General features: G+C 63.9%; 28 protein-coding genes. 10 read left to right on the plus strand and 18 right to left on the minus strand.

The features are described 5' to 3' along the window. Nucleotides 1–55 precede the first annotated feature (55 nt). A complete protein-coding gene (locus C440_RS10460) occupies nt 56–1093 on the minus strand; it encodes a hypothetical protein (RefSeq protein WP_008320437.1) in 1038 nt (345 codons plus the stop codon). 119 nt (nt 1094–1212) lie between these two features. On the opposite strand from C440_RS10460, the gene C440_RS10465 reads away from it, so the two are divergent. Beyond that, entirely contained in the window at nt 1213–1620 is a 408-nt protein-coding gene (locus C440_RS10465; RefSeq protein WP_008320438.1) for a hypothetical protein, read from the plus strand. On the opposite strand, the gene C440_RS10470 is transcribed toward C440_RS10465, so the two are convergent. Continuing rightward, nucleotides 1611–2246 (minus strand): dienelactone hydrolase family protein, encoded by a 636-nt coding sequence (locus tag C440_RS10470; RefSeq protein WP_008320439.1) that lies wholly within the window; start codon nt 2244–2246, stop codon nt 1611–1613. The genes C440_RS10465 and C440_RS10470 overlap by 10 nt on opposite strands. A 54-nt stretch (nt 2247–2300) precedes the next feature. Here C440_RS10470 and C440_RS10475 point away from each other — a divergent pair, with 54 nt between their 5' ends. Together C440_RS10475 and C440_RS10480 are read left to right on the plus strand one after the other, a co-directional pair. After that, a complete protein-coding gene (locus C440_RS10475) occupies nt 2301–3128 on the plus strand; it encodes a PspA/IM30 family protein (RefSeq protein ID WP_008320440.1) in 828 nt (275 codons plus the stop codon). Nucleotides 3129–3197: 69 nt separating this feature from the next. Further along, nucleotides 3198–4268 carry a hypothetical protein gene (locus C440_RS10480; RefSeq protein WP_008320442.1) on the plus strand — a complete coding sequence of 357 codons (1071 nt, stop codon included), beginning with the start codon at nt 3198–3200 and terminating at the stop codon, nt 4266–4268. Nucleotides 4269–4283: 15 nt separating this feature from the next. Here C440_RS10480 and C440_RS10485 read toward each other — a convergent pair whose 3' ends face one another. From C440_RS10485 to C440_RS10510, 6 genes are all read right to left on the minus strand, one after another. After that, nucleotides 4284–5321: a dipeptide epimerase gene (locus C440_RS10485; RefSeq protein WP_008320443.1), complete on the minus strand. Its 1038-nt coding sequence runs from the start codon at nt 5319–5321 to the stop codon at nt 4284–4286. Next, nucleotides 5322–6347, minus strand: a complete 1026-nt coding sequence (locus tag C440_RS10490; RefSeq protein ID WP_008320444.1) for a DUF1611 domain-containing protein — start codon at nt 6345–6347, stop codon at nt 5322–5324. 107 nt (nt 6348–6454) lie between these two features. Next, entirely contained in the window at nt 6455–7408 is a 954-nt protein-coding gene (locus tag C440_RS10495) for a Vms1/Ankzf1 family peptidyl-tRNA hydrolase (RefSeq protein WP_008320445.1), read from the minus strand. 239 nt (nt 7409–7647) lie between these two features. Beyond that, on the minus strand, nt 7648–8010 hold the full coding sequence (locus tag C440_RS10500) for a DUF5802 family protein (RefSeq protein ID WP_008320446.1): 363 nt from the start codon (nt 8008–8010) through the stop codon (nt 7648–7650). Between the two features lie 222 nt (nt 8011–8232). Next, nucleotides 8233–8547: a hypothetical protein gene (locus C440_RS10505; protein ID WP_008320447.1), complete on the minus strand. Its 315-nt coding sequence runs from the start codon at nt 8545–8547 to the stop codon at nt 8233–8235. Beyond that, a complete protein-coding gene (locus tag C440_RS10510; protein ID WP_008320448.1) occupies nt 8537–9577 on the minus strand; it encodes a zinc-binding dehydrogenase in 1041 nt (346 codons plus the stop codon). The genes C440_RS10505 and C440_RS10510 overlap by 11 nt, the downstream gene beginning before the upstream one ends. Nucleotides 9578–9815: 238 nt before the next feature. Here C440_RS10510 and C440_RS10515 point away from each other — a divergent pair, with 238 nt between their 5' ends. The 3 genes from C440_RS10515 (at nt 9816) to ilvD (ending at nt 13229) form a co-directional block, all read left to right on the plus strand. After that, nucleotides 9816–10610: a helix-turn-helix transcriptional regulator gene (locus C440_RS10515; protein ID WP_049915695.1), complete on the plus strand. Its 795-nt coding sequence runs from the start codon at nt 9816–9818 to the stop codon at nt 10608–10610. A 54-nt stretch (nt 10611–10664) separates the two neighbouring features. Then, entirely contained in the window at nt 10665–11327 is a 663-nt protein-coding gene (locus tag C440_RS10520) for a MogA/MoaB family molybdenum cofactor biosynthesis protein (RefSeq protein WP_049915700.1), read from the plus strand. A gap of 147 nt (nt 11328–11474) precedes the next feature. Beyond that, on the plus strand, nt 11475–13229 hold the full coding sequence (gene ilvD, locus C440_RS10525) for a dihydroxy-acid dehydratase (RefSeq protein WP_008320452.1): 1755 nt from the start codon (nt 11475–11477) through the stop codon (nt 13227–13229). Between the two features lie 42 nt (nt 13230–13271). Here ilvD and C440_RS10530 read toward each other — a convergent pair whose 3' ends face one another. The 3 genes from C440_RS10530 to C440_RS10540 form a co-directional block, all read right to left on the minus strand. Next, complete coding sequence (locus C440_RS10530) at nt 13272–13532, minus strand: hypothetical protein (RefSeq protein WP_008320454.1); 261 nt, start codon at nt 13530–13532, stop codon at nt 13272–13274. A gap of 96 nt (nt 13533–13628) precedes the next feature. Further along, nucleotides 13629–14588 (minus strand): D-2-hydroxyacid dehydrogenase, encoded by a 960-nt coding sequence (locus C440_RS10535; RefSeq protein WP_008320455.1) that lies wholly within the window; start codon nt 14586–14588, stop codon nt 13629–13631. Nucleotides 14589–14661: 73 nt separating this feature from the next. Next, nucleotides 14662–14889 carry a hypothetical protein gene (locus tag C440_RS10540; protein WP_008320456.1) on the minus strand — a complete coding sequence of 76 codons (228 nt, stop codon included), beginning with the start codon at nt 14887–14889 and terminating at the stop codon, nt 14662–14664. A gap of 203 nt (nt 14890–15092) precedes the next feature. Between C440_RS10540 and C440_RS10545 the strand changes: the two genes are divergently transcribed. Both C440_RS10545 and C440_RS10550 read left to right on the plus strand, forming a co-directional pair. Next, complete coding sequence (locus tag C440_RS10545) at nt 15093–16484, plus strand: NAD(P)/FAD-dependent oxidoreductase (protein ID WP_008320457.1); 1392 nt, start codon at nt 15093–15095, stop codon at nt 16482–16484. Nucleotides 16485–16526: 42 nt separating this feature from the next. Further along, nucleotides 16527–16961: a hypothetical protein gene (locus C440_RS10550; RefSeq protein WP_049915702.1), complete on the plus strand. Its 435-nt coding sequence runs from the start codon at nt 16527–16529 to the stop codon at nt 16959–16961. 378 nt (nt 16962–17339) lie between these two features. Here C440_RS10550 and C440_RS10555 read toward each other — a convergent pair whose 3' ends face one another. The 4 genes from C440_RS10555 to C440_RS10570 all read right to left on the minus strand — a co-directional run bounded on the left by C440_RS10555 (nt 17340) and on the right by C440_RS10570 (nt 20893). Further along, nucleotides 17340–18017 carry a helix-turn-helix domain-containing protein gene (locus C440_RS10555; protein WP_049915757.1) on the minus strand — a complete coding sequence of 226 codons (678 nt, stop codon included), beginning with the start codon at nt 18015–18017 and terminating at the stop codon, nt 17340–17342. Nucleotides 18018–18110: 93 nt separating this feature from the next. Next, a complete protein-coding gene (locus tag C440_RS10560; protein ID WP_008320461.1) occupies nt 18111–19061 on the minus strand; it encodes an alpha/beta fold hydrolase in 951 nt (316 codons plus the stop codon). A 113-nt stretch (nt 19062–19174) separates the two neighbouring features. Then, nucleotides 19175–20164 carry a VOC family protein gene (locus C440_RS10565; RefSeq protein WP_008320462.1) on the minus strand — a complete coding sequence of 330 codons (990 nt, stop codon included), beginning with the start codon at nt 20162–20164 and terminating at the stop codon, nt 19175–19177. A 114-nt stretch (nt 20165–20278) separates the two neighbouring features. Next, nucleotides 20279–20893, minus strand: a complete 615-nt coding sequence (locus tag C440_RS10570; RefSeq protein ID WP_008320463.1) for a hypothetical protein — start codon at nt 20891–20893, stop codon at nt 20279–20281. A gap of 206 nt (nt 20894–21099) precedes the next feature. Between C440_RS10570 and C440_RS10575 the strand changes: the two genes are divergently transcribed. Continuing rightward, nucleotides 21100–21831 (plus strand): bacteriorhodopsin, encoded by a 732-nt coding sequence (locus tag C440_RS10575; RefSeq protein WP_008320464.1) that lies wholly within the window; start codon nt 21100–21102, stop codon nt 21829–21831. Between the two features lie 332 nt (nt 21832–22163). Continuing rightward, nucleotides 22164–22529, plus strand: a complete 366-nt coding sequence (locus tag C440_RS10580) for an ArsR/SmtB family transcription factor (protein ID WP_008320465.1) — start codon at nt 22164–22166, stop codon at nt 22527–22529. Between the two features lie 34 nt (nt 22530–22563). Here C440_RS10580 and thiD read toward each other — a convergent pair whose 3' ends face one another. From thiD to thiE, 3 genes are read right to left on the minus strand one after another with little or no spacing between them, the layout of a single operon-like run. Continuing rightward, complete coding sequence (thiD, locus tag C440_RS10585; RefSeq protein WP_008320466.1) at nt 22564–23397, minus strand: bifunctional hydroxymethylpyrimidine kinase/phosphomethylpyrimidine kinase; 834 nt, start codon at nt 23395–23397, stop codon at nt 22564–22566. 1 nt (nt 23398) lies between these two features. Then, nucleotides 23399–24241: a hydroxyethylthiazole kinase gene (gene thiM / locus C440_RS10590; RefSeq protein ID WP_008320467.1), complete on the minus strand. Its 843-nt coding sequence runs from the start codon at nt 24239–24241 to the stop codon at nt 23399–23401. Continuing rightward, the gene (gene thiE, locus C440_RS10595) at nt 24238–24870 is read right to left on the minus strand and encodes a thiamine phosphate synthase (protein ID WP_008320468.1); all 633 of its coding nucleotides are present in this window, start codon (nt 24868–24870) and stop codon (nt 24238–24240) included. The genes thiM and thiE overlap by 4 nt, the downstream gene beginning before the upstream one ends. Between the last annotated feature and the right edge of the window lie 35 nt (nt 24871–24905).

Consider the following 24905-nt stretch of genomic DNA (forward strand, 5'->3'; position numbering starts at 1 on the left):
ACGTCGGCAGGGAATATATTCGTGGCTGGGGGGTCGGCTCGGAGGCGGCCGAGTCTCAGACAGGTGTCTCGTCCGGCTCGGTAGCGAATACGTACCCGTAGAGCACGAGCGGGAGGCTCCCGAACCAACCGATGAAGAGACCGAACAGGACCGAAAATATCGCGCCGAAGACACCGAGGAGGAGCGTGTTCACCCCGATGACGACAATTGGAAGGATGACGCTTCCCGCAACCAGCGGCTTCCACGCTCGTCTACGAAGACAAAAGCCTGCAAACAGTCCGAAGGCGGCAACCACGCCGGAAGCGGGCGTAAGCACGTATCGCATCGAAAGCGATCCGCTTCCGGCGAAGGTCGTTTCCAACCACAGAGCGAGGAGCGTTCCCGGAATTACTGCAAGTGCCATTTTTCTATCGAGAGGGCGGACAGTACTGCGGTTTCGGAATGCGATGAGAAGGCCGAGTCCAGTGATAACGTACGCCCATCCAACCGGGTTAAAGAGGAACGCGCCGATAGCTGAGAAGAGCTTCCCGTAGGCCGCACCGATGTTCTCCGGATACACGAGATAGTAGGTCCCGCCACGACTGAACAATCCTTGGTCCACGAACGACCCGACATCAACCGAATCCTCGTCGATTGTCTCTTGTACGTCGGTACTCGCGTTCGCGGCGGGTTCTGCGGCGGCTTGGGAGACAGTTTCCCAGTCGGTCGGCGAGAGTCGAATCGTCGCGCTAACAGGGTCACCAGAGACGTTCAGCGACAGACGGTAGTATTGCCCGTCGTAGACAGCGAATTCGGCGCCTTCGTCTATATCATCGAGAGCCATGTAGGCCTCGGATTCAATCTGACCGTCAAATATTCCGGTCTCGGCGGCGGTCTCGACTGGCGCTTCGAGTTTCGATGTTCCGTTGACGTATCTGGAGAGACTGACGATATCGGAGTCGTGTGCTGCGACGAGTTCGGGCGAGGTTTCGGCTGACACTTCCTCGGAGACGTACGTCGTCTGTAGTTCACCAGCGACCGAGATTGACTGGGTTATCAACACGCCAACGAGGAGGAGAGCGACGACGGCGGCGAGTCGTTTCAGTGGGACCATGCAGTCTCGTTCTGTTCAGGTGCAAATATGACATTCGGTTAAGTAGTTTTTGGGAGACAGCCGTCACCGAATCTGGTCGTCCCCGAACTCACTTATCAGTCGGCCGTGATTATCGACCGATGTCCCTCCAAAATCGACTTCGAGAGCGTATTCGTCCGTGGCACGCCGTGATTTTCACCGTGTTCGTAGTTGGAACGGTGTGGTCTCTGCGTGGGGAGCCGATCGAATCACTTTCGGTACTCATGGCCGTCGCCAGTGGCCTACTCGGTGCTATCGTCTTCCAGTTCACCGTCGGAAGTATTTGGGGCTACGTCGTCGAATATCACAACGCAGGAGGTCGGTGGACCGACACACCTCTCCTCACACCGTTCGCCGTCGCCGTTGCTGTCGGTGCGGTCGTATACACGACACTCACCGCCGAACTCGCCGTCGCGGCGTGGGGCGCGTTCTGGGCGTTCGCTATCGCCGCAGGTCTGGTCGCCGTCGTAACCCAGTTCTACGCCGGCTATCGTTCGCCTCAGGACTGAAGCCACGGGACGAGGAAGTCGGCGACCGCGGCCGCGACTTTGCCGTGCTGGCCGACGAAGAAGTGGTCCGCCGCAAACTCGACGACCGATTGGTGATACTCGCGCGCGCACTCGACGACGGGTTCCCAGTCGGCAATGTCGTCGCGGGTCCCGTAGACGACCTGCACGGGCACCGGAATTCGGTCGAAGACGGCCGTCACGTCCAGGTCGTCTGCGAGTCGCCCGGCGGGACCGAGCGTCGAAACGGCTTCGACGTCCGCACCCTCCGCGGCCGCGAGAAGCGCCATCGCGCCGCCAAAACTGAATCCGAAGAGTGCAACGCGGTCGTAGCGCTCTCCGGCCCACTCGACCGCCCGGAGAGTGTCGGCGCGCTCACCGTAGCCGTCGTCCCACGCGCCGTAGTCGAATCGCAGGCAGTCGATGCCGCGAGCGGTTAGCTCGTCGCTGACGGCGACGAGTCGGGAGTCGCCGCGGTGGCCGGTGTGTTGTGGATGCGGGGGGCAGGCGACGACCACGTGCGCCGCGCGCATGTCGTCGGCGTCCGACTCGTCACCCGAGACGCCAGCGGCGGTATCGAGCGTCGCGCGCACGTCGCGGCCGCCGGGTACCAGAATCGCGTCGGTCATACCGGCCGATTACACTGGTGAGGTTTTAAGCCGAACGTCACGTAGGTAATGGATATGGGAATCCTCTCTCGCACGTCGTACGTCATTCGGTCGAAGATAAACTCCCTCCTCAACCGTGCGGAGGACCCGACCGAGACACTCGACTACTCGTACGAGAAGATGCGTGACGAACTCCAGCAAGTCAAACAGGGTATCGCCGACCTGACGACCCAAAAGAAGCGACTGGAGATACAGAAACGCCGCCTCGAAGAGAACGTCGAAAAACACAACGACCAGGCCCGCGAGGCCGTCCGACAGGACCGCGAAGACCTCGCCCGGCAGGCCCTCGAAAAAAAGCAGGCCAAGATGAACCAAATCGAGGAACTCGACGCGCAGATTGCGGGCCTGCAGGACACACAAGACTCGCTCGTCGAGAAGAAAAACGACCTGCAGAACCGCATCGAAGAGTTCCGCACGAAAAAGGAGACGATGAAGGCTCGGTACGAGGCCGCCGAAGCGTCGAGTCGCGTCTCCGAGGCCATGTCCGGCGTCGGCGACGAGATGGCCGACGTGGGTCGCGCGCTCGAACGCGCCGAAGAACAGACTGACGATATGGAAGCGCGCTCCGCCGCGATGGACGAACTCATGGATTCGGGCGCGTTTGAGGACCAACTGTCGGACAAAGACGCCATCGAGCGCGAACTCGAAGCCGGTCGCTCCGGCGCCGAGGTAGACACCGAGCTAGAGACGCTGAAAGCCGAGATGGGGAAGTCCTCCGCACCGGCCGACGAGTCGGACGCTGACGCCGACCTCGAATCCGACGTTGACGCCGATATCGACGTTGCCGACGAAGAGGTCGAAGCCGAACTCGAAGAACTGAAAAACGAAGACGAGTCGCCCTAACTCGTCACACCGCGCCCCGTCGTGGGCGACCGCCGTCACTACTTTTGTCGCGCCGCGTGACGTCGCGGTATGTCGGACCACGACGGGCCGTCCCCGGGCGAGCCTGACGACGCGATGCGAAAACGCGGGACGGCGAGTCGCGCGAAACTCCGCGTCTACCTCGGCGCGGACCGCCGACTCGTCGCGGTCGCCCCGCTCGTCGTCGTCTTTCTCAGTATTGTCGGTCTCGGCGTGCTCGACCCGCGCCCGCTCGAATCAGCCGTCGAAGCCTCCGACCCGGTCGAAACGCTCGCACAGGCGCTTCTCACGGCGATCATCACCGGCGTCACACTCGTCGTCAGTATCAACCAACTCGTCCTCTCACGGGAATTGGGGCCGCTCGGCGACCAGCGCGAGCGAATCGAGGGGTCGCTGTCGTTCCGCGAGGACGTCGCCGACTTGCTCGACGCGCCGGTCGCGCCCCCGGAGCCATCTGCGTTCTTGCGCGCACTCGCCGAGAGCATCGCCGCCCGCGCGCGAAGGCTTGAATCGACCGTCACCGACGAACACCGTGTGAGTGGTGCCGACGACGACCCCGCCGCGCGCGTCCACGAGTTCGCGTCGGAGGTCGAAGGCAACGCCGCGGCGGTTGCAGACCGCTTGGAGGGACAACAGTTCGGCACGTTCGACGTGTTGTCCGCGGCGCTCGACCTCAACTACTCGTGGAAGCTCTATCAGGCGGCGCGACTCCGCCGCGTCCACGACGACGCTCTCCCGGCGGAGACGACAGCGGCGCTTTCGGACCTCCGCGACGCGCTCGAACTGTTTGGTCCCGCCCGCGAACACGTCAAGACGCTCTACTTTCGGTGGGAACTCGTCAATCTCTCGCGGTCGATGTTCTACGCCGCCGTCCCCGCGCTCGTGGTGAGCATCGGCGCGATTCTCTTTCTCAACGACCTCGGTACCGTCACCGGAAGTACCGTCGGCGTCTCGAATCTCCTGTTGGTCGTCGCCGCCGTGACCGCCGTCTCGTTGGCTCCGTTTTCGGTCCTCGCCGCCGCTGTCCTCCGAATCTCGACGGTCGCAAAGCGAACGCTCTCGATTGGTCCGTTCGTGTTACGCTCGGAGACGAGAACAGACGACATCGAGTGGGAGTCCTGACGACAGGACTCGGGGCTACTTCTGTTGGACGCCGATTCCCGGGCGGTCGAGTCCCGCGAGGTCGATGTTGCCGTTCGGCATCGGCACGCCCTCGTAGGGGTCGTTCGCAAGGAGGAGTGACCCGTCGAGGTCAGCGTAATCGAGGAGCGGCGCGAGATGACAGCCGGCGGCGATGGCGGCGTTCGTCTCTATCATGCACCCGAGCATGACCTCTAACCCGTGGGCGCGGGCGGTGTGGATGGCGCGTTTTGCTTCCACGAGACCGCCGCACTTCATGAGCTTCAAGTTCGCAATATCGACGCGGTCTGCTATCTTGGGGATATCGCCGGCCGTGACGCAGGACTCGTCGGCCGCGATGGGGAGCGCGCCGTGGTCGTAGACGAACTGTAGTCCCTCGTAGTCCTCGGCGGGGACGGGCTGTTCGACGAATTCGACGCCGTGATCGGCGAGGAATCCGGACATCTCGACGGCCTCGCGGGGCGTCCACGCCTCGTTCGCATCGACACGAATCCGAACGCCGGGCGCTTCGTCGCGGACGGCCTCGATGACGGCCTCGTCGCGGTCGGTTCCGAGTTTGACTTTGAGCACGTCGTAGCCCGCCTCGTAGGCGTCTTTCGTCTTTTCGCGCATCGTATCGAGGTCGTCGAGTCCGATGGTGAAAGAGGAGGTCGGCGTCCGCTCGGCGTCGAGACCCCACAACCGGTAGAGTGGGACGCCGAGTCGCTTCGACGCGAGGTCGTGAAGCGCGATGCTCACGGCGGTTCTGGCGGCCGGATTTCGACGAACGGTCTCCGCCATCCGACGCTCGATGCGCTCGATTGCGTGCGGGTCGCCGATGTCCTCGACGACCGCGAGCAGGTCGGGAAGGACGGCTTCGACCGTGTCTGCGGTCTCGCCGTAATGCGACGATGGGGCGGCCGCGCCGATGCCCGTCATGCCGCCTTCGTCTTCGATTCGGACGACGACGTTTTCGGCTTCGGTCTGGACGCCGCGGGAGATGCCGAACGGGTCGGCGAGCGGCATGGAAAGCCGCTCGAACTCGGTCGAGAGCATTCAGAACACCTCGTCGATGAGGTCGGCGGCGTCGAACCGAACTGGGTCCACCGCGGGCGCGCCGAGTTCGTCGGCGAACGATTCGACCGCGTCGGCCGCGGCGTCGTCGTCATCGACGTGCGACGTGTTGAGCGCGCCGCCGACGATGTCGGCCTCGTGGACCGGGTCGGCGAGGCGTTCGTACAAGGAGACGTACTCCGAGATGGCGGGGAGTTCGAACGATTCGTAGCCGTGGACGACCTCGCGGGTGGCTTCGTGACAGAGGACGAGTTTGTCGGCCATCGACCCGTGGAGGATGCCGCAGGTGACCGCGGAGTACGCCGGATGGACGATACTCCCTTGGCCTTCGACGAAGAGCACGTCGTGTTCGTCGCCTTTCTCCAGAATCATCTCTTCGACCGAGCCGGCGGTGAAGTCGCTGACGACGCGGTCTACCGGGTTGCCCCAGCCGGCAATCATGATGCCGGTCTGGCCCGTCGGGATAAAGCCGGCGTCGATGCCCCGCTCGCGGGCGGCCTCGACGAGTTCGAGCGTCGCGGTCATCTTGCCGACAGAACAGTCTGTTCCGACGGTGAGGACGACCTCGGCGGCAACGTCGGCGGCGGTTCCCTGCGCGACGCCGATTTCGTCGTGTGGCTTGCGAACGTCGTTGATTTCACAGCCGTGTTCGGCGGCGAGCGCGGCGAACTCGTCGTCGTCTTCGAGGAAGTAGTGAAGCCCGGCGATAACGTCACAACCGCGTTCGAGCGCGGTGCGAACGTCCTCGCGCCACGTCTCGTCGAAGCCGCCGCCGATGGGGGCGATTCCGACGAGGAGGGCGTCGGTCTCGGGTGCTTCGGACATCGCGGAGATAATCGGTACGTCGGGCAGGTCGCGGCGGTGGTCAGCCGCCGACGTGCCGGGATTGTCGCGGTCGAGGACGGCGACGACATCGTAATCGGCGTACTTCAGAACGCCCGTGGCGGTTTTCGCGCGGTCGGGGAACTTCTCGTGGGCGAGAACAACGACTCGCTGTGGGTCGCTCATACTGGATGCCACGTAATGACACCCTAAAAGGACAGTCGATTCGGCAGTGACTGTTGGGAACCGGACCAGCAACGTGGGGGCACACGGCAGTCGGTCTTGGAGCCAATTTAAAGACGGTAGAGACGGGTCGTCCAGAACTCCCGCGAGGCCTCCGCGAGCGCCGCTTCGGGGTCGCCACTGGCATCGACCGTCGCAGTCAGCCCTGCTCGGTCGCGGAACTCGCCGAGAACGGTTCGTTCGCCGAGAACGACGAGGTCGGAATCGGCGTCGGCGTCGGTGTTAGTGTCGTATCCGGCGTTGGCGTCGCGTTCGGCGATATCGCCCGCGTACTCGTCGAGCGCCTCGTGACACCGGTCGATGTGGTCGGCGATTTGGTCGTCGCGGATGCGCTCGAAGCGCGCCTGCGAGAAGCCGCCTTTCGAGTGCGCCGACTTCACGTCGCTTTCGAATCCAGTCACGTACTGTAACCCGCCGTCTTCGTACCGGCCGAGTGCGAACAGGTCGGCGCGGACGAGCGCGACGACGGTTGCGTCGGTCGGGTGGAACCACGCCGAATCGAGGTCGAAGCTGTCGGCCCACGCATCGAAGGGTTCGGGGAGACGCGGCGGTGAGAGCGCGACGCTCACGAGTCCGGCGTCGTCGGTGAGGGCGATACAAGGCGTGGCCCGGCGAACGAGCGAGGCCCGGTCGCCGAAGGCCGATTCGACCGACGAGGGGACAGAGCGGTCGTCGTCGATGACGGCGGTCAGCGCGCCTTCGGGGGCGGTCGAGACGGATTCGAGACGGGCGAGCACCTCGCGGAGGCGGTCGCCGCGGAGGTCGTCGGTCCCGCGGAAGTCGAGCGAGTCGTCGTCGCCCGAGAGCCGTTCGACGCGGTCTTCGAGTTCGGTGACCCTGTCTTCGAGGCGGTTGATTTCGGCTTCTGCGTCCTGTCGCGCACGAACTGCGTCCTTTCGTCGGTCCGACTCGCCTTCCAGACGGCCCGCGAGCGCATCGCGTTCGTCTTCCAACTCTGCGATGCGTGCTTTGAGTTCGGCCCGACCCAACAACTCGTCCAGCATACGCGGAAGCGTGCGGGCCGACCACTTGAGGGTTCGGACGTGGGTCGAAGCGTCGAGTAATGCGGCGAAGTATCTGTTGTGTTGCGAGGCGGGTCTCTGCTCTGTTGGGCGACGGTTCTCTTCCGTGCTGACGGTGTTTCTACTGTTGTGACGAGCGATGCCTCTACCGACGCGACTGACGACGCTTCGACTACAGTGTCGAAGGCGCGATAGCGGGGAAGAAAAACGTTCGACGGCGACTATGCCGGGATGAGGTCGTCGATGCCGTCGAGGTCGTAGCCAGCGTATCGGAGCAGTTCCGCCGCGCGGGGAGCGTCAGCGAGGAGCACCGGACGGTCGTCAGGGAGGGCGTGGGAGTCCACCACGTCACGGGGAAGTGCGAGTGTACCAGACGGGATTCCCTCGTCGCCGACGACCGGGAAGTGCGCGCTGTCGAGTTTCATTACGAGCGGGAAGTCGGTTCGCTCGACACCGCGTCCCGTCGCGTAGACACACTCGTTGAGTTCCTCGTGTTCCGTGTGGTGGATCGCCGCCTCAGTGCCGTCGTACGGTTCGACGTACATCCGGCCGAGGTAGTACCCACTGGAAAATCGTTCGAACATCAGTGCATGTGAATACCATGCATGATAGTAGATAAGCCTTGTCGGAATCGTTTATATGGGACCGCAATTCGACCGCTCGGCGGCGGAGAACATACGCTTCCGTCAGCGAATTTCGTGTTGGAAAACCAGACTTTCGTTTCGTTCGAATCTGTCGTCGGCGCGCATCGTCCGGGTCGGTCGTCGCCGCGGCCCACCGGAGCGACTCGCCTCCGTCGCTTCTGGTTAGTCCCCGCCGCGCGTCGCCGCGGTCATCGACCAGACGGCGACGAGACCGAGGAGCACCGCCGGGAGCATCGGCAACGCCAGCATCGCCGCGAGGTACGGAACTCCGAACTCCGCGGGGAGCGAGGGAACGAGATACACCGCGCCCGGAACGACGAGGAAACAGAGCGCGACGACGGCGACGAGTATCCACCCGCGGTTGCCGAACCCCTTCGGCTCCGGTTCGTCCCTGCCGATGTCGGTCTCACCCGGTCGGTGAACGTAGGCATCGGACCGAGTCCCGGTCTCGCCCCCGGACGTGGTATCAGAGCTCACTATCTGGGATTACGACCACTTTGCCAAAGCCCTGTCGCTCCTCGATGAGTTCGTGTGCGCGGCTGATTTCGCTCATCGGAAGCGTCTCCCGAATTCGCGGTTCGAACGTCCCGTCCCACACCAATTCGAGCACTTCGTCGGCCTGCCCCGGCGTCGCCATCGTCGAGCCGATGACGGACAGTTGGTTCCAGAAGATGTAGTTGAGACCGGCACCCGGGTCGGGTCCCGTCGTCGCGCCGCAGGTGACGATGCGGCCGCCCTTGGTGAGGCTTCGGAGGGAGTCTTTGTACGTCTCCTCGCCGATGTGGTCTACGACCATATCGACGCCGCGGCCGTCGGTCATCTCGTACACTTTCTTCGAGAAACTCTCCGCTTCGTAGTTGATGACGTGGTCCGCGCCGCATTCGCGGGCGTATTCGAGTTTCTCCTCTGTCGAGGCTGTGGCGTAGACTTCCGCACCCGCGTAGTCTGCGATTTGGACGGCCGCGTGGCCGACACCGCCGGACGCACCGAGAACGAGTACTTTCTCGCCGGGACGGAGTTCGCCGCGGTGGATGAGCATACGCCACGCCGTCTGCAAGACGAGCGGAGCGGACCCGGCAACTTCCCACGGAACGTCCTCGGGGACGGGAACCAGGTTCGCCTCGGGGACGGCCGCGAACTCCGCGTGAACGCCGCGCATGTGCTCGCCGATAACGCGGTAGTCGGGGGCGAGCGTCGGGTCGCCCTTCCGCGAGAACTCGTCGCCTCCGTCGGCGACTCCCGCGAGGAGCGCGACGCGGTCGCCCGCCTCGAACCGCGTGACGCGGTCGCCGACTTCGGTGACGACGCCGGCCATGTCGCTACCGGGAATGTGCGGCATCTCCAGGTCGAGACCCGGAAGCCCGCGTCGCGTCCAGATGTCGAGGTGGTTAAGCGACGCCGCCTTCACGTCAACGAGCACTTCGTCAGGGCCGATGTCGGGGTCGGGAAACTCGCCGTATTCGAGCACGTCTCGCCCGCCATGGTCGCTGAATTGGACCGCTTTCATCTCGACCCGACCGACGGAGAGGAACGACTAAAGTGTAAGTTTACGCTAAACAACTTTCCGAATCTTCCGCAGTTGTCGAAGTCGGTTCGGCCGTGAGAAGACAAATAAAAAACATATATCTCATGCGCCCCCGGACCAAATAATACGGTGCAAAGACAGCTCGCGTTCCGAGACGCGGCGAACGAATATCCGGCCAACTAAGTGGTTGATTCGGTCCCAACAGAGGTGCGCTGTACACGTGAACCAAAATCGCGGTGCCGAAGCGCTACTACAGTGTCTCGTGAGTCGTTCAACCATCGTGGCGGAACTCAGAGACTGCCCCCGTGACAAGCGGGCGTTGGCCGACGACCTCGACGTCTCACGGTCAACCGTCAACCGTGCTCTCCGAAACCTCGTCGATGCGGGGGTCGTCAAACGGCGCGGGAACGTCTACGAGACGACTCTCACGGGGCGTGCCGCGCTCGACGCATTCAACCAGTGCGTTCGCTCGCTTCGCGGTATCGTGACGGCACGAGACCTCCTTTCGATGCTTCCGCCGGACGCGCCGCTCGACCCGGTGTTTTTCAGCGGCGCGACGGTGCACACGTCCACGCCACAGATACCCGACAGCGTCATGCAACGGCTGTTCGGGAGCATCGAAGACGCAGACTGCCTCTACGGCGTCGCCCCGGTCGCGCTCGCCGGGCAACTCCGGCCGTTCTACGAGACGGCGACCGCGGGCGGAACCACAGTCGAGATGATTCTCTCGAACGAGTTGTTCGAGAAACTCGTGGACACGCCGGACTCGCGGGCCGTCATCGCCGAACAACTCCGTCGGGAGACGGTGACCATCTACCGCACCGACGTCCCGTTCGGATTCGGTCTCTGGACGGTCGGCGACGAAGCCGGTATCGTCGTCTACACCGACACCGGCGTCGGCGGAATCGCCCGCAACGACGAGGACGACGCCGTCTCGTGGGCGAAAGCCCAATTCGACTCGCTCCGCGAGGAAGCGACGCTCGTGACCGACGCCGCACTCGACGGCGACGAGTGACCGACGCCTGCGGGTGTCACGGGAACTTTGTCGCCCGACGACGAAGCGGAATTCGTGAGCGACCACGAGGACCACGGCAATCACGACGCCCACGGCGACCGCGACACACACGACGATGACGGCGACAACGGCGACCACGATGACAACAACGACGACAGCGACCGCAACCACCGTCATAGCCACGATGACCACATCCACGGCCATGATGACCACCACCAGCACCACGAACACGACGTCGAAGCACTCGACATCGCGGTTTTGACGGTCTCATCGACCCGTGACGTCGAAGACGACCCCGCGGGCGACGCCATCAAGACGACTCTCACCGAGGCGGGCCACTCGGTCTCGGTCCGGCGCGTCGTAGACGACGATTACGACGAGCTACAGACCGTAATCTCGCGGATGGCCGACCGTGGCGACGTCGATGTAACCGTCACGACCGGCGGCACCGGAGTCACGCCGGACGACGAGACGGTCGAAGCCGCCACGCAACTGTTCGATAAGACGCTTCCCGGCTTCGGCGAGTTGTTCCGGCACCTCTCGTTCGACGAAATCGGAACGCGCGTCGTCGGCACGCGCGCGACCGCAGGAATCGTCGACGACACGCCGACGTTCTGCCTGCCGGGAAGCGAGAACGCCGCGCGACTCGGAACCGCCGAGATAATCGTCGCCGAAGCGCCCCACCTCGCGGGACTCGCCAGACGCGACGACCCATAACCGGCGTTCCGCGAGCGTTCGTCGTGAGAGCGGGCCGCCGTGAGCGACTGATATGTACCCGCAATACGACGGTCCCGTCGGTCGAATCCGACTGCAACGTCTGCCCGGTCGCGTCCATTTAAGTTTGCAGACCCGCTCCGGAGAGGTATGAGCCAGCAGTCCCCACACGAGGAGGACGCAGACGACGTGTTCTCCAGCGGGAAGGACCCGAGCCTCCGGAGTACGGAGGTCACAGAAGGTCCTGACAAAGCCCCGCACCGAGCGATGTTCCGCGCGATGGGATTCGACGACGAGGACCTCTCGTCGCCGATGGTCGGCGTGCCGAACCCCGCCGCCGACATCACGCCCTGTAACGTCCACCTCGACGACGTGGCCGACGCGGCCATCGACGGCATCGAAGACGCCGGTGGGATGCCAATCGAGTTCGGGACCGTCACCATCTCGGACGCCATCTCGATGGGAACAGAGGGGATGAAAGCCTCGCTCATCTCCCGCGAGGTCATCGCCGACTCGGTCGAACTCGTCTCTTTCGGCGAGCGAATGGACGCCCTCGTCACTATCGCAGGATGTGACAAGAATCTCCCCGGAATGATGATGGCATCCATCCGGACCGACCTCCCGTCGGTCTTTCTCTACGGCGGCTCTATCATGCCCGGCCAACACGATGGCCGCGAAGTGACCGTCCAGAACGTCTTCGAGGGCGTTGGCACCTACGCCGAAGGCGACATGAGCGCCGACGAACTCGACGACCTCGAACGCCACGCCTGTCCCGGTGCAGGCTCTTGTGGCGGGATGTTCACCGCGAACACGATGGCCTCCATCTCGGAAGCGCTCGGAATGGCCCCGCTCGGCTCTGCTTCCGCACCCGCGGAGTCCGACGAGCGATACGATGTCGCCCGCCGCGCCGGTGCGGCCGTCCTCGACTGTGTGGCAAACGACCGCCGTCCCTCCGACATCCTCACGAAGCAGTCTTTCGAGAACGCTATCGCCCTCCAAGTCGCTATCGGCGGTTCGACGAACGCCGTCCTCCACCTGCTGGCACTCGCCGCCGAGGCGGGCGTCGAACTCGATATCGAGGAGTTCGACGAAATATCCCGGCGCACTCCGAAGATTGCCAACCTCCAACCCGGCGGCACGCGCGTCATGAAAGACCTCCACGAGGTCGGCGGTATCCCGATTGTCGTGCGCCGACTCGTCGAAGCGGGCCTGTTCCACGGCGACGCGATGACCGTCACGGGCCGCACCATCGAAGCGGAACTCGACCGCCTCGACCTGCCGGCCGACGAGGACATCGACGAGGACTACCTCTACACGGTCGAAGAACCCTACCAGTCCGAAGGCGCAATCAAGATTCTCACCGGCAACCTCGCACCCGACGGCGCGGTGCTCAAAGTGACCGGCGACGACAAGTTCCACCACACCGGTCCCGTCCGCGTGTTCGAAAACGAAGAAGACGCGATGCGCTACGTGCAGGACGGCCACATCGAGTCCGGCGACGTTATCGCTATCCGAAACGAGGGGCCGAGCGGCGGTCCCGGAATGCGCGAAATGCTCGGCGTCACCGCCGCCGTCGTCGGACAGGGTCACGAAGACGACGTGGCGCTTCTCACCGACGGGCGATTCTCCGGCGCGACGCGCGGGCCGATGGTCGGGCACGTCGCTCCCGAGGCCGCCGCGGGCGGCCCAATCGGGCTTCTCGAAGACGGCGACGAAGTGACCGTCGATATTCCGAACCGCGAACTCTCCGTGGCTCTCTCCGACGAGGAACTCGACGCCCGGAAGGAGGACTGGGAACCAAAGCCGCCGGCGTACACCGCTGGCGTGCTGGCGAAGTACGCGCGAGACTTCGGCTCTGCGGCGAACGGCGCGGTGACGAACCCGGCGCTCACGCGCGACGAGTAGGGACGAGTCGCCGCGGCGTCTCCCGCGACCCGAACGCCGTCGTCAAAACAGGAGCACACCGGACGCCCGGTACAGGGCGAGTATCCCGATTCCGAGTACCGTCCCGACCGGAACCTGTACAATCACTTTTCGCGGCTGTTCGGTGAACCCGTAGATGCACAATCCGAATGGCACGGACAACAACACGTCTATCGTCCACTCCGGGAGGGCGGGCGAGAGACCGGTCCACGGGGCGAAAAAGAGGAGTCCAACGCCGCCGAAGAACGCAAGTATTCGATTCCACCGCCACGTTGAGAACTGCACGTCTCAACCGAGAGTGTTTGACAAATTGTTAGTTTCGGTGCGGAACCCGGTCGTCGTCTCACCAACGTCGCAGTGGCAGGGACGATTCGACTCGGATTAGACGACCCGATTCCGTAGGTCGTCGTCGCCTTCGTCCAATCTATCGAGGTTTTCGGCGATGATGTCGGCCATGCGGTCCCAATACTTCGGCGTGTGGCCCGCGTTGTGGGGCGTGATGAGTACGTTCTCGAAGTCCCAGAGGTCGTGGCCCGACGGGAGCGGTTCGGGGTCGGTCACGTCGAGCGCCGCACCGCGGATACCGCCGCTTCTAAGCGCCGAGACGAGGGCGTCGGTCTTGACGACCGGCCCACGACCGATGTTGACGAGGACGGTCTCGGGAGCCATCGACTTGAACGCGTCTCCGTCTACGAGACCGCGCGTGGCTTCGGTCAGCGGGCACGCGATGACGACGTACTCGGAGCGGGCGAACGCCGTGTGGAGACCGCGCTCGTCGTCGAAGCCGACGACTTCGTCGGTCGGACCGCCTTTTTCGGGCGAGTAGCGGACGCCGACGGTCTCCACGCCGAAGGGTTCGAGACGGTCCACGACGGCTTGCCCGATGGCACCGAGACCGACGACGGTGACCGTCGAACCCTGTAGTTCGTGGGTCGGATAGGACTGCCAGCGGTTGTGTTGTTTCTGGCGTTCCGCGACGTGGAACCGGCGGGTGAAATAGAGGATGCTCCCGAGCACCTGCTCGGCGATATTGGGTCCGTGAACGCCCGAGGCGTTGGTGACGGCCACCTCGTTCGCTTCCAGTTCCTCGATTGGAAGGTGACCGGTTCCGGCGAAGACGCAGGCGAACAAGTCGAGATTCGCGGCGGAGTCGAGTGCGTCTACATCGACGGTGAAGCCGGTTGCGACGCGAGCGCGAGTGAGCAACTCCCGTTCTTCGCTCGGTGTGCGGGCAACGGCGATAGCTCGGTCTGGGAGGCGTTTACGGAGCGTTTCGGCGTACGATTCGGCGGAGAGACCGTGTATCTTCTGTCGGAGGACCGCGACGTCGGGTTCGCTCATGGTCGATAACTCTCGAAGCGAGTGATGAATCTGTCCGAATCGGCACACTCGGGGGCGCTGGAAACGCGGGGTATCAGCCGATTGGTTCTCGACTTCGAGGCCGTCGCTTCGAAATCGTTCGGGTGACGGCTACCGCGTCAACAGTCGGGTCAACGACGAACCGTGTCCCATCTTCACCGAGTTTCCACGCGACGGGAGCGTAGCCCTTGGGTGCGGGACCGCCGTCAACGAAGACAAGGTCGCCTGTTTCGTCGCGGAAAACCACTGGCTCACGCTCGTCGCCCGACTCGTCACCGGTCATTAGTCCGCACGTAACGCGGTTGTCTGCATAAATCTCCGTCTCTGGTTATCAGACGCGGTATTTTGAGATGGTACACGAGCCGAAGACGACGGCGGTTCGAATCGCGTAACGCCGAAACCGAGCGTCGAAGCGCACGACACCGCCGGGTCGTTCCATCGCGGCGGTTCAGGGGGTTTAATACCCGAGCGAAGCGCTGTTGCGATATGGAACGCGTAGACGTCGCCATCGTCGGCGGCGGCCCGGCCGGCACGTCGGCGGCACACGCCGCGGCCTCGGTCGGTGCCTCCGCTTTGGTCCTCGAAAAAGGCGTCCCCCGTGCGGACCGAGAGGGTCTCGGCCCGGATTCGACGGACGCGGCTGGCATCCTCGACTACTGGGTGGACATCATGGACATCCATCCGGACGAACTGCCGGAGGGTATCATTCTCGATGTCCTCGACCGCGCCGAATTCATCGGCCCGAACGAATCGGTGGTTCTCCGAAGTACCGGCATCGACGCCTCGTACGACGAGTTCGGGTACACGTTTCACCGAGCGAAGTTCGACAACTGGCTTCGCAGTCGCGCCGAGGACGCTGGCGCTGAATACCGTCTCAAAGCCTCGGTCCGCGACGTAGAGACGGACCTCGACGCGACGGGGACCGAAGACGACCCGCGCCACGTCGTCCGCCTCGCAAACGGTGACGACGTGGGTGCGGACTTCCTCATCCTCGCCGACGGCCCACAACGGACGGTCACGAACAAGGTCCTCGACGACCTCCTGCCGTTCGAAATTACCGACAGACTCGCCTCGCCCGAAGTCAACCACATCGCGTATCAAGAACACCGCGAGTTCCCACCGGAACTGTTCGACGAGGTTGACGGCGCTATCAAATTCTGGTGGGGCTACATGCCCGGCCACACGGCGTACCCGTGGGTGTTCCCGAACGACAACAACGTCTGCCGCGTCGGCCTCACGATGCCCATCGGAATGGACATCGACGAGGTCGAAGACCGCAACGACTACAAACTGCTCCGCGAGGACGACGAGCGCATTCCGCAGGGCCGCGAGTACGTCCGCCGCCTACTCGAACAGGAGTACGGCGACGAATACGACATCGACGAGGACTTCCCGCTCGTCGAAGACCGCGGAAAGACGAAGGGAACGGAGACCTACTCTATCTCCTCGACGCGACCCATCGACTCGCCGACTGCGGCGGGAATCGCCGTCACCGGCGGTGCCATGGGCGCGACTTCCGCGTTCCACGAGGGAGGCGACCACGTGGCTGTTCGCACGGGTGCCATCGCTGGCGAACTCGCCGCGAGCGGCGACCTAAGCGAGTACAACGCCCGCTGGAAGGACGCCATAGGCGACGAGGTTCTACGAAACGTCGCGATGGCCGACATCGTCCACGAGTACGGCCCGGGCGACTGGGACAAATCGTTCAAGGCGGCTCGAAAGCTCCTCGAAAAGGACGAAGGCTACAAGGCGTTCAGCGCGACGAAGCTCAGCGCCGGGTTCAGCGCCGCGAAACTCGCCACGCAGTACAAGCGGACGAAGCTCAAATTCCGGAACGGTAAGTACGTCCAGTTGCGCGAATCGGAATATTCACTGTAACTGACAGAAGCTTTATCTGTTTTTCTGAATTCCTGTCATTCGATGACCCCGAATCAACCTCGACGTCGATTTCTCCGCCGTAGCCTCATCACGGCGAGTGTCGGCCTTTCGGGGTCGCTCGCGGGGTGTTCCTCGTTTCGTGGCTGTTCGTCCGCTGAGATTTTCCTCCAAGGGGAGTTAGTCGGACACGTTCCCGAAAACGCTACTGTCGTGGACATCTCCGACCCGCGCGTCGAAGAGAGTCCGTGGGTGAAGAAGGTCGTCGAAGCGTCTTCAGGCGGCCACCCACGAGAGATGACCATCTCGGACTGCTTGAGCGATTACGACGACCTCCGAGAGGACCTCAACGCACTTCCGGCGGTCCATCGGGCCGAGGACCGCCTGTACTACGTTCGGGCCGAGGGACAGATCGTTCGCGTCCGGGCGGTCTTCTTTACCGACGACGAGACGGGGCGACCGGGTCGGAAGGCGTTTTAGCACGCGTGAATTAGAGTCGAGTGCGTACCTCAAGTCCCCGTCCGAGTTGTCCCACATCGGGAGCGATGACAGCACGGCGAACCCGGGTACGTAACACCTACTGGCCGGCATTCGCCGGCGTACTTCGGAGCGTCCGCGCCCGAAAGACGGACCGCCTGGCACGAGGGTTTCCCGGTTGACGCGGCACGCCGCCTCGGGATGATACCGGCCGTTAGTGTCCCGGGCGATATCTTCGAGACACACCGAAGAGCGCTCGGTATCCGAATTGGTCGCTTCGTTAGGTCACCACGCGCGGCTTCCGGTAGCTCACTCAGTTCCCGAGTGGCCGGGGTTGGACACCAGTCGGACAGAAGCGACGAGCGACTGCCGACCCACGAGTTAGTCACGCTCGACGTACGCTTCGATCACCGCGGCCTCGGCTTTTCGTATCAGTTCCCCCGCCGTGCTCGTCGCACATCCCAGCGCGTCCGCGACATCCGCGACCGAGCCATCGCGGGGGCGTTCGTAGTACCCCACCGAGACCGCAGTCTCCAGTGCCGCTCGCTGGCGAGAAGAGAGCCGAGACGGCGAGTGCCGTCGCTCGAAATCACACACCCGTTCGATGCTCACCGACCCGAGTTCGGAAAGCGCCTCGTAAAACGCGCTGAGCGCCGCCGCTTCCCCGACGGTCTCGCACCGAACGCTCCCGTCGTCGAAAAACGTCACCGGGGGGAGGAATATCACCCGAGAGTCCGCGATGACGTCCAGTACCGCTGTCGGGAACTCGTAGCCGTCCTGCCGAAGGAAGGCGTACGTGCCGTCGGTCTCCGGAACGAACTGGCACGACACGAGCGAGTCGATGCCGGAGACGACCCGCTCTGTAGCCGCTCGGTCGCCGTCACACCAAAGCAACGTCGTCGCGTCCTCGGTGGGACTCCACATTAGTAGCTCGGCTCGCTCCACCGACGATTCAGCCACGAGCCGTCGATGAAGCGGGTGGACGAGCCGGTCTGGGTAGGTGATCGAAAAGAGAATGCGTTTCATGCCGCGATTGGCGACCGTTCGGCCGAGTCGCATATCAAACGTCGTGGTCTCGGTCGGCTCGAGACCAGTCAACGTCGTCCCGGTCGTCCCGGACGTGAGTCAACGCTAGCCCAGTTATCATCGGCGTCAATCGCCGCGTTCGTGAGCGTCCAAGACCGCAGGGATACTTCGCACGAGCGTCTGAAGGTGGTCTGCGTCGTCGAAGACGTGCATTCGTGCGTTCGGTATCTTCGCGTTCAACCGCCGAGCGCCGTCTACGGGGACGTTCGTATCGCGCTCGCCGTGCCACACACGCACCTCCCTGTCGATGTCGTCGAGCGAGAGGTCCCACGCAGACGTCGTCTCGCGGAACTCCGAAACGACGCCCCGGCCGCCCCCCGCGATGGCCTCGACGAAATCGTCCTTCACGACGGCGGCAACGTGGTCGGACACCGCTTCTGCCGGGGTGTCTGTCGTGTACTGCGAGACGACGAACGATGGGGAGGCGCGGTCTGCAAGCCACGCCTGTCCGCGAAAGAGACCGCGGAGGATTCGGGGTGTGTTGGCCGCCAACGCGCCGAGAAGACGCTGTGTTGCGGGCGTCGCGTCCGAACACGCAGGCGGCGTCGCTCCGGCGACGATATCGACGCTGGTGACTAACTCCGGTCGGGTCGCGGTGGTTGCGAGCGCATACGGCGCACCGCCGGAGAAGGCGACCAAGCCGGCGGGGGCGACACCGACATCGTCGAGGACGGCTTCGACGACCGCGCCCGTGTCGCGCATCGAGTACTCGTCCCAGTGGGTCGAGCGTCCGTATCCCGGCCGGTCGGGAGCGAGCACGCGTATCGAGCGTTCTCGCGCGGCGGTGTCGAACACTGCACCGAGCCGCCGGGAGCCGGGCGTTCCGTGGAGAAACACGACTGGTTTGCAGTCAGGGTCTCCGTAGGTGGCGTATGCGACCTGTCGGTCACCGTCGAGCGAGACGAGAGCAGTCGATTCCGATTCAGTGTCGCCGGCCGACCGTTGGCTGTCCCGTTTCTGCCTCTCGTCATCTCCTCTCTGGCTCTCGCGCGGTGACCGAGGCGTCTGTGATGCCATCGACTGTTGGTTCCCGTCGGAACGGTGAGTGACTGGTGCCGGACTGGTCCGGGAGTATATACGTCTCTCGGAGCGCAACTGCCGCGGCAGGGTGACTGCCACAACGAGTTACGTTAGTCGTCTGCCTCGGCTGACTCGGCCGACGGTATCGTCACGTCGGTCAGTCCCGCTTCGATTTGCTCGCGCCGGGCTTCGAACTCGCCGGGAAGCACGAGTCGGCCGCCGAGGTCAGAGAGCGGTTCGTCGCTGGTGTAACCCGGGTCTTTCGTGGCGAGTTCGAACAGGACGCCGTTCGACGCTCGGAAGTAGACGGAGCGGAACCAGTGGCGGTCGATTTGGTTCGTCGGGCGAAGACCGTGTGACTGGACGGCCTCGCGCATCGCGTGTTGGTCCTCGTCGGTCGGCGTCTGGAACGCGACGTGGTGGACCGTCCCGTGGCCCTGTCGGCTACTCTCGATTGTCGGGACGATATCGACGTACGCACCGACCGGGCCGGCGGCGGCGAACCGTGTCCGCTCGTCTCCCGGCGTGTCGCCCTGTGACTGTTCGGTACCGGCTTCCGTCAGCCCCATCGTCCGCAGAAGGTCTTCGGTCGGCTTCTGGTCCGCCACCCACAACGTCACCGAGTGGAAGCCTCGAATTGCCACCGACTCGGGGACGAACTCGGTCCACGGAACGGTCGGGTCGTCCGCGGGAATCTCGACTTCGACCAGTTCGACAGGGAGTCCGTCGGGGTCGCGGAACGGCAACACGGTCTCGCCGAATCGCTCGATTCGGTCGTCGTACTCGACGCCGTAGTCGTCGAACCGGGATTCCCAGTAGTCGAGGCTCCCTTCGGGAACTCGGAACGCGGTTCGAGAGACTTGCCCCGTTCCGACCGTTCCACGCGAGAGCGTCTCCCACGGGAAGAACGTCATGCTCGTTCCGGGCGTCCCCTCGGTGTCGGCGAAGAAAAAGTGGTACGCGCTTGGGTCGTCTTGGTTGATAGAGCGCTTGACGAGACGAAGCCCGAGTGTTTCGACCCAAAAGTCGATGTTTCGCTGTGGGTCGCCGGCGATGCACGTGACGTGGTGAATACCCGGTGTCGGGGTGTGGTCTGCCATCGTCTCGGAGTATGGGCCGAGACGACTTGAGTCTCTGCTGACGTGAGTGTTACCGGGTCTCCGGAAGGGAATCGGTCGTTTTCTCGCGCCGACCAGTGACGAGTGTCGCTTCTATCAGACCGGGAGCAGACGGTCGAACACGCGACTCGCCGCGAAGACGAGGATGGACAGCACGCCGGCAGTCACCGCGACGCCGAATACCGGAACCGGAATCGGCGTTCCGGCGAACGGGTTGTTCCCGCCCGCGGCGAGAAACATCGACATGGCCGGTTTGCCGCCGTGGCCGAGGAGGAAAAAACCGTTGACGGCGACGACGGCGAACAAGCCGGTCACGAGGCTTATCATCGACGCCACGTCTTCGATGTTCAGTAGCTGTCGCGCTTCGCGCTCGCTCAACGCGCCGCCGCGCGTGAGTCGTCGATAGCCGACGTAGACGAGACCGAGCGCGGCGACAGTCTCGATAGCGCCCGCGTACGCCCCCAAGAGGAGAATCTTCGGCGCCGCCCACAGCGGGTCGCCATCGGGGAACAACGCCCGCGTCGATGCCGGGAGTGTCATCGCCAACGGGAGAACCATAGTCAACGCGGCAAGGATGAGGCTCTGCCACGCGAGCTTTCGCGGAAGCGATTGCTTGAACAGACTAAACCGCCGGATTCGGAGCTGTTCGTAGTGCGAGTCGCTGAGGAGTGCGGACGCAATCGGGTCTTCGAAACGTTCGTCGCTGTCCATACCGTACGGCGACGGGTGCGCAAGCGGGCAATAAAACTCAGTCGGTCCGCTCATCCGTCGGATGTGATGACTGTTCAGCCTTCGTGTGTATCCTCGTATGACTGCCGACATTGGTGATACACAGCCAGACATTCGGTTTCGAAACATGATTGTACAAAATTATTGAATATGTGCTAGCTTTTGTCTACACAACCGTAACTGGGGATATGGCAACGCCAGGCGCAGAGTCGATATGGCTGTGGGTTGGAACGCTCGGAATGACAGTCGGCACGCTGTATTTCGTCGGGCGGGGTCGCGGCGTCAGAGACCCCGAAATGCAGAAATTCTACATCGCCACGATATTCATCACGACTATCGCGGCGGCGATGTACCTCCTGATGGCGACCGGGTTCGGTCTCACGGAGGTTCAAGTCGGGAATCAGACGCTCGACATCTACTGGGCGCGGTACGCCGACTGGGTGTTCACGACGCCGTTGTTACTGTTTGACCTCGCGCTGTTAGCCGGCGCGAATCGAAACACCATCGCGACGCTCGTCGGTCTTGACGTGTTCATGATCGTGACCGGCGTCATCGCCGCGTTCGAACAGGTCGCCGCGTACCGCATCCTCTGGTGGGGTATCAGCACGGGTGCGCTGTTGGTCCTGCTGTACGTCCTCGTCGGTACGCTGTCCGAACAGGCCCGTGAAAAGTCGGGCGAGGTCGCACAACTGTTCAGCACGCTTCGAAACCTGATGATATTCCTGTGGCTCCTGTACCCCGTGGTCTGGATTCTCGGGACCGAGGGAACCATCGGCGTCCTCCCGCTGTACTGGGAGACGGCGGCGTTCATGGTGCTCGACCTCACCGCGAAGGTCGGATTCGGCGTGCTTCTCCTCCGCTCGCGGAGCGTGTTGGAGATGGCGACGAAACCAGATATGGACGCGACGGCCAGCGCGTAACGCGTCGAAGACGGCGGGATACCGTCGAGACACTTTTTTGAGGTTGTTGGCGACCGCGACGTCCACGTATAAAAATTTCTCGCTGGATTGCAGTCGCCTGCGGCCGACGGAGGGATATGAAATGTGCCGGAGGCGACACCAAAAGTGCCGTGCGTCGTCCCGCGTCAAATCGGCCCTCCAATGAACCCCCGTCTCGTGTTCCAGTTCTGCCATCTACCTTCCGATGAACGATACCGGCGCGCCGGCACGGCTACAGTCTGGACTGTGGTGCGGCCGCTGTCCTGTGGCCGTGGGCGTCCGACCACCGGAGACAGCACTTATACTACCGAAGAATGACAGGCCCGACAGTGACGGACGAGTCTGACCTCGAAACGCTCACCTCGCTTTTCGACGACAGACACGTCCGGGCCATCCTCGCCGCGACGAGCGCGGAACCGCATTCGGCACGAGAACTCAGCGAGCAGTGCGACGTCTCGGTCTCGACGATTTACCGCCGTCTCGAACGCTTAGCGGACGCGGAACTCGTCCACGAACGGACACGTCCGCGGCGCGACGGCCACCACGAAACCGTCTACGTGGCCGCGCTCGACCGCTTCGAGTTGACCGTTCGAGACGGTGAACTCGACTGGACCGTCGAACACCACGAAGACGGTACGGACGTCGCCGACGAACTGACGCGACTATGGGGGAAATTCTGAGTCGGACGGTCCGGCGGTCGAACAGTCGTGAATTTTAGCCGTCCAACGCCGCCCAGTCGCCACCGACGAGATGGTTGACGCTTCCCGCGCCGTCGCCGACAGCCGCCGGTTCCGACAGCGCCGCGTGCGTGAAGTCGATACCGCGTTCGACCGCCTCCGAGAGAGCGTCGCCACGAGCGAGTCGGGCGGCGATTGCGCTCGACAGCGTACAGCCAGAGCCGTGCGTGGCCGCGGAGTCGATTCGGGGGTTGATGTACGTCGTCGTCTCCGCGGGCGTGACGAGCGCATCGGTGACAGTCGAGTCGTCGGTTTCGACGTGGCCACCCTTCAACAGGACGGCATCGGCACCCCACTCGAAGAACCGGTCTGCGGCCGCGTGGCGCGCGGCTTCCGTGTCGGGGAAACGGCCGGTAAGCGCCTCGGTCTCGTCTGCGTTCGGCGTGACGAGCGTCGCCTGCGCGAACAGGTCGGTGTAGGCGTCGATGGCGTCTTCGGCGAGGAGTCTGTCGCCGGAGGTAGCGACCATCACGGGGTCGAGAACGACCGGACCGTCGTAGTCGGCGAGGCAGTCGGCGACCGTCTCGACAGCCTCCGCCGTCGCTAACATCCCGAGTTTGACTGCGCCGATATCGAAGTCGTCGGCGAGCGCGTCGAACTGCGCGCGAATCGCGTCGGCCGGAAGGACGTGCGTGTCCTCGACACCGCGGGAGTTCTGGGCGGTCGCGGCGACGATGACCGAGCCACCGTAGACGCCGAGTCGCGTCATGGTCTTCAGGTCGGCCTGAATTCCCGCGCCACCGCCGGAGTCGCTGGACGCAATCGTAACCGCGTACGGCGGCGTCCGCGGAGTCGGCTGTATCGGCGGCATCTCAGCGCACCTCGATCCGTTCGATTCGGCCGGAGAGAGCCGGGGTCTCCGCACCGGCGAGTCCCGCGGCGGCGTCGAGGAAAGAGATTCTGTAGCTCGCCGGGCCGTGGTAGTCTCCGAATGCCCCGTCGGCCGCAAGTTCGCCGGCCAGTCCGTAGGCGACAGTTCCGGCGAGTGCACCGTCGAGTGGGTCGTCGAGTGCCGCGGCGAAGACGGTGAGCGTCACGCCGAGCATACAGCCGGTGCCGACGACTTCGCCCATCATCGAATGACCCGCCTGAACCTCGAACGCGGCGGCTTCGGTCGCAACGATATCGGTCTCGCCCGACGCGACGACGACGGCACCGGTCTGGCGGGCGCACTCGACTGCGGTCGCGGCGATTTCGGCGTACTCGCCGATGGACTCGACGCCGCGCACCTCCGCGTGCTCGCCGACGAGTGCGGAGATTTCGCCGTAGTTGCCGTTGAGCACGTCCACGTCGAGGTCGGTGACGAGACGGTCTGCGACCCGAGTGCGGGTCGGCGTCGCGCCGACACCGACGGGGTCAACGACGAGGGGAACGCCGTGGTCGTTCGCGGCCATCCCGGCGGTGAGCATCGTCTCTTCGCCCGACTCGCTTACGGTCCCCATGTTGAGCAGACAGCCGTCGGCGATGGCGACCATATCGCCGACTTCGCGCTCATCGTCGGACATGACCGGCAGGCCGCCCCAGTGGAGCGTGATATTGGCCACGTCGTTGATGGTGACGTCGTTCGTGACCGAGTTGACGAGCGGTTGTGCGTCTGCGACGGCCGTGAGCGCGTCGTCGAGCGTGATTCCGCGGTCGGCGTCGAGACTGCTCATCGGCGGTCCCTCCCGTCCGAGACGGCCGACGCGAGTCGTCGTGTCGCGGTCTCCGGGTCGTCAGCGGCGGTGATGGCGGTGACGACGGCGACCCCGTCGGCTCCGGCGGCGACGACTTCGGGCGCGTTCGACGGCGTGATACCGCCGATACCGACGAGTGGAATCGAGACCGCGTCGGCGACCGAAGCGATGCGTTTGACGCCGATTTCGGACTGGTCCGGGGTGGTCTCTTTGGTGGCTGTCGAAAAGACGGCACCGACGCCGAGGTAGTCCGCACCGGCGTCTTCGGCCGCGTTCGCGCCCGCGACAGTCGAAACCGACCGGCCGACGATAGCGTCCGGCCCGAGTTGCTCGCGCGCGACGGAGACCGGAACGTCGTCGTCGCCGAGATGAACGCCGTCGGCGTCGATTGCGCGGGCGATATCGACCCGGTCGTTGACGACGAACGAGACGCCCGCATCGGCCGTCACCTCTCGAATCTCCCGCCCGATTTCGTATCGTTCGCGGGCGCTTGCGTGCTTCTCGCGGAGTTGCACCATATCGACGCCGCCGCGAACCGCGGCTCGTACCACGTCAGTCGTCGTCCGCCCGTCGGAGCGGTCGGACTGCGTGACGAGGTAGGTTCCCATCGAAGTATTCATTAGTTGTATTCGGAAGTGATTCG

The organism is Haloferax mucosum ATCC BAA-1512 (genome assembly GCF_000337815.1).
In the GTDB taxonomy this organism is placed as follows: Archaea; Halobacteriota; Halobacteria; order Halobacteriales; family Haloferacaceae; genus Haloferax; species Haloferax mucosum.

Excerpts from the sequence above, each read along its gene's own strand:
- C440_RS10460 (WP_008320437.1), bottom strand. The coding sequence starts at position 1,093 with ATGGTCCCACTGAAACGACTCGCCGCCGTCGTCGCTCTCCTCCTCGTT.
- C440_RS10465 (WP_008320438.1), top strand. The coding sequence starts at position 1,213 with ATGTCCCTCCAAAATCGACTTCGAGAGCGTATTCGTCCGTGGCACGCC.
- C440_RS10470 (WP_008320439.1), bottom strand. The coding sequence starts at position 2,246 with ATGACCGACGCGATTCTGGTACCCGGCGGCCGCGACGTGCGCGCGACG.
- C440_RS10475 (WP_008320440.1), top strand. The coding sequence starts at position 2,301 with ATGGGAATCCTCTCTCGCACGTCGTACGTCATTCGGTCGAAGATAAAC.
- C440_RS10480 (WP_008320442.1), top strand. The coding sequence starts at position 3,198 with ATGTCGGACCACGACGGGCCGTCCCCGGGCGAGCCTGACGACGCGATG.
- C440_RS10485 (WP_008320443.1), bottom strand. The coding sequence starts at position 5,321 with ATGCTCTCGACCGAGTTCGAGCGGCTTTCCATGCCGCTCGCCGACCCG.
- C440_RS10490 (WP_008320444.1), bottom strand. The coding sequence starts at position 6,347 with ATGAGCGACCCACAGCGAGTCGTTGTTCTCGCCCACGAGAAGTTCCCC.
- C440_RS10495 (WP_008320445.1), bottom strand. The coding sequence starts at position 7,408 with ATGCTGGACGAGTTGTTGGGTCGGGCCGAACTCAAAGCACGCATCGCA.
- C440_RS10500 (WP_008320446.1), bottom strand. The coding sequence starts at position 8,010 with ATGTTCGAACGATTTTCCAGTGGGTACTACCTCGGCCGGATGTACGTC.
- C440_RS10510 (WP_008320448.1), bottom strand. The coding sequence starts at position 9,577 with ATGAAAGCGGTCCAATTCAGCGACCATGGCGGGCGAGACGTGCTCGAA.
- ilvD (WP_008320452.1), top strand. The coding sequence starts at position 11,475 with ATGAGCCAGCAGTCCCCACACGAGGAGGACGCAGACGACGTGTTCTCC.
- C440_RS10535 (WP_008320455.1), bottom strand. The coding sequence starts at position 14,588 with ATGAGCGAACCCGACGTCGCGGTCCTCCGACAGAAGATACACGGTCTC.
- C440_RS10540 (WP_008320456.1), bottom strand. The coding sequence starts at position 14,889 with ATGACCGGTGACGAGTCGGGCGACGAGCGTGAGCCAGTGGTTTTCCGC.
- C440_RS10545 (WP_008320457.1), top strand. The coding sequence starts at position 15,093 with ATGGAACGCGTAGACGTCGCCATCGTCGGCGGCGGCCCGGCCGGCACG.
- C440_RS10550 (WP_049915702.1), top strand. The coding sequence starts at position 16,527 with ATGACCCCGAATCAACCTCGACGTCGATTTCTCCGCCGTAGCCTCATC.
- C440_RS10555 (WP_049915757.1), bottom strand. The coding sequence starts at position 18,017 with ATGCGACTCGGCCGAACGGTCGCCAATCGCGGCATGAAACGCATTCTC.
- C440_RS10560 (WP_008320461.1), bottom strand. The coding sequence starts at position 19,061 with ATGGCATCACAGACGCCTCGGTCACCGCGCGAGAGCCAGAGAGGAGAT.
- C440_RS10565 (WP_008320462.1), bottom strand. The coding sequence starts at position 20,164 with ATGGCAGACCACACCCCGACACCGGGTATTCACCACGTCACGTGCATC.
- C440_RS10570 (WP_008320463.1), bottom strand. The coding sequence starts at position 20,893 with ATGGACAGCGACGAACGTTTCGAAGACCCGATTGCGTCCGCACTCCTC.
- C440_RS10575 (WP_008320464.1), top strand. The coding sequence starts at position 21,100 with ATGGCAACGCCAGGCGCAGAGTCGATATGGCTGTGGGTTGGAACGCTC.
- C440_RS10580 (WP_008320465.1), top strand. The coding sequence starts at position 22,164 with ATGACAGGCCCGACAGTGACGGACGAGTCTGACCTCGAAACGCTCACC.
- thiD (WP_008320466.1), bottom strand. The coding sequence starts at position 23,397 with ATGCCGCCGATACAGCCGACTCCGCGGACGCCGCCGTACGCGGTTACG.
- thiM (WP_008320467.1), bottom strand. The coding sequence starts at position 24,241 with ATGAGCAGTCTCGACGCCGACCGCGGAATCACGCTCGACGACGCGCTC.
- thiE (WP_008320468.1), bottom strand. The coding sequence starts at position 24,870 with ATGGGAACCTACCTCGTCACGCAGTCCGACCGCTCCGACGGGCGGACG.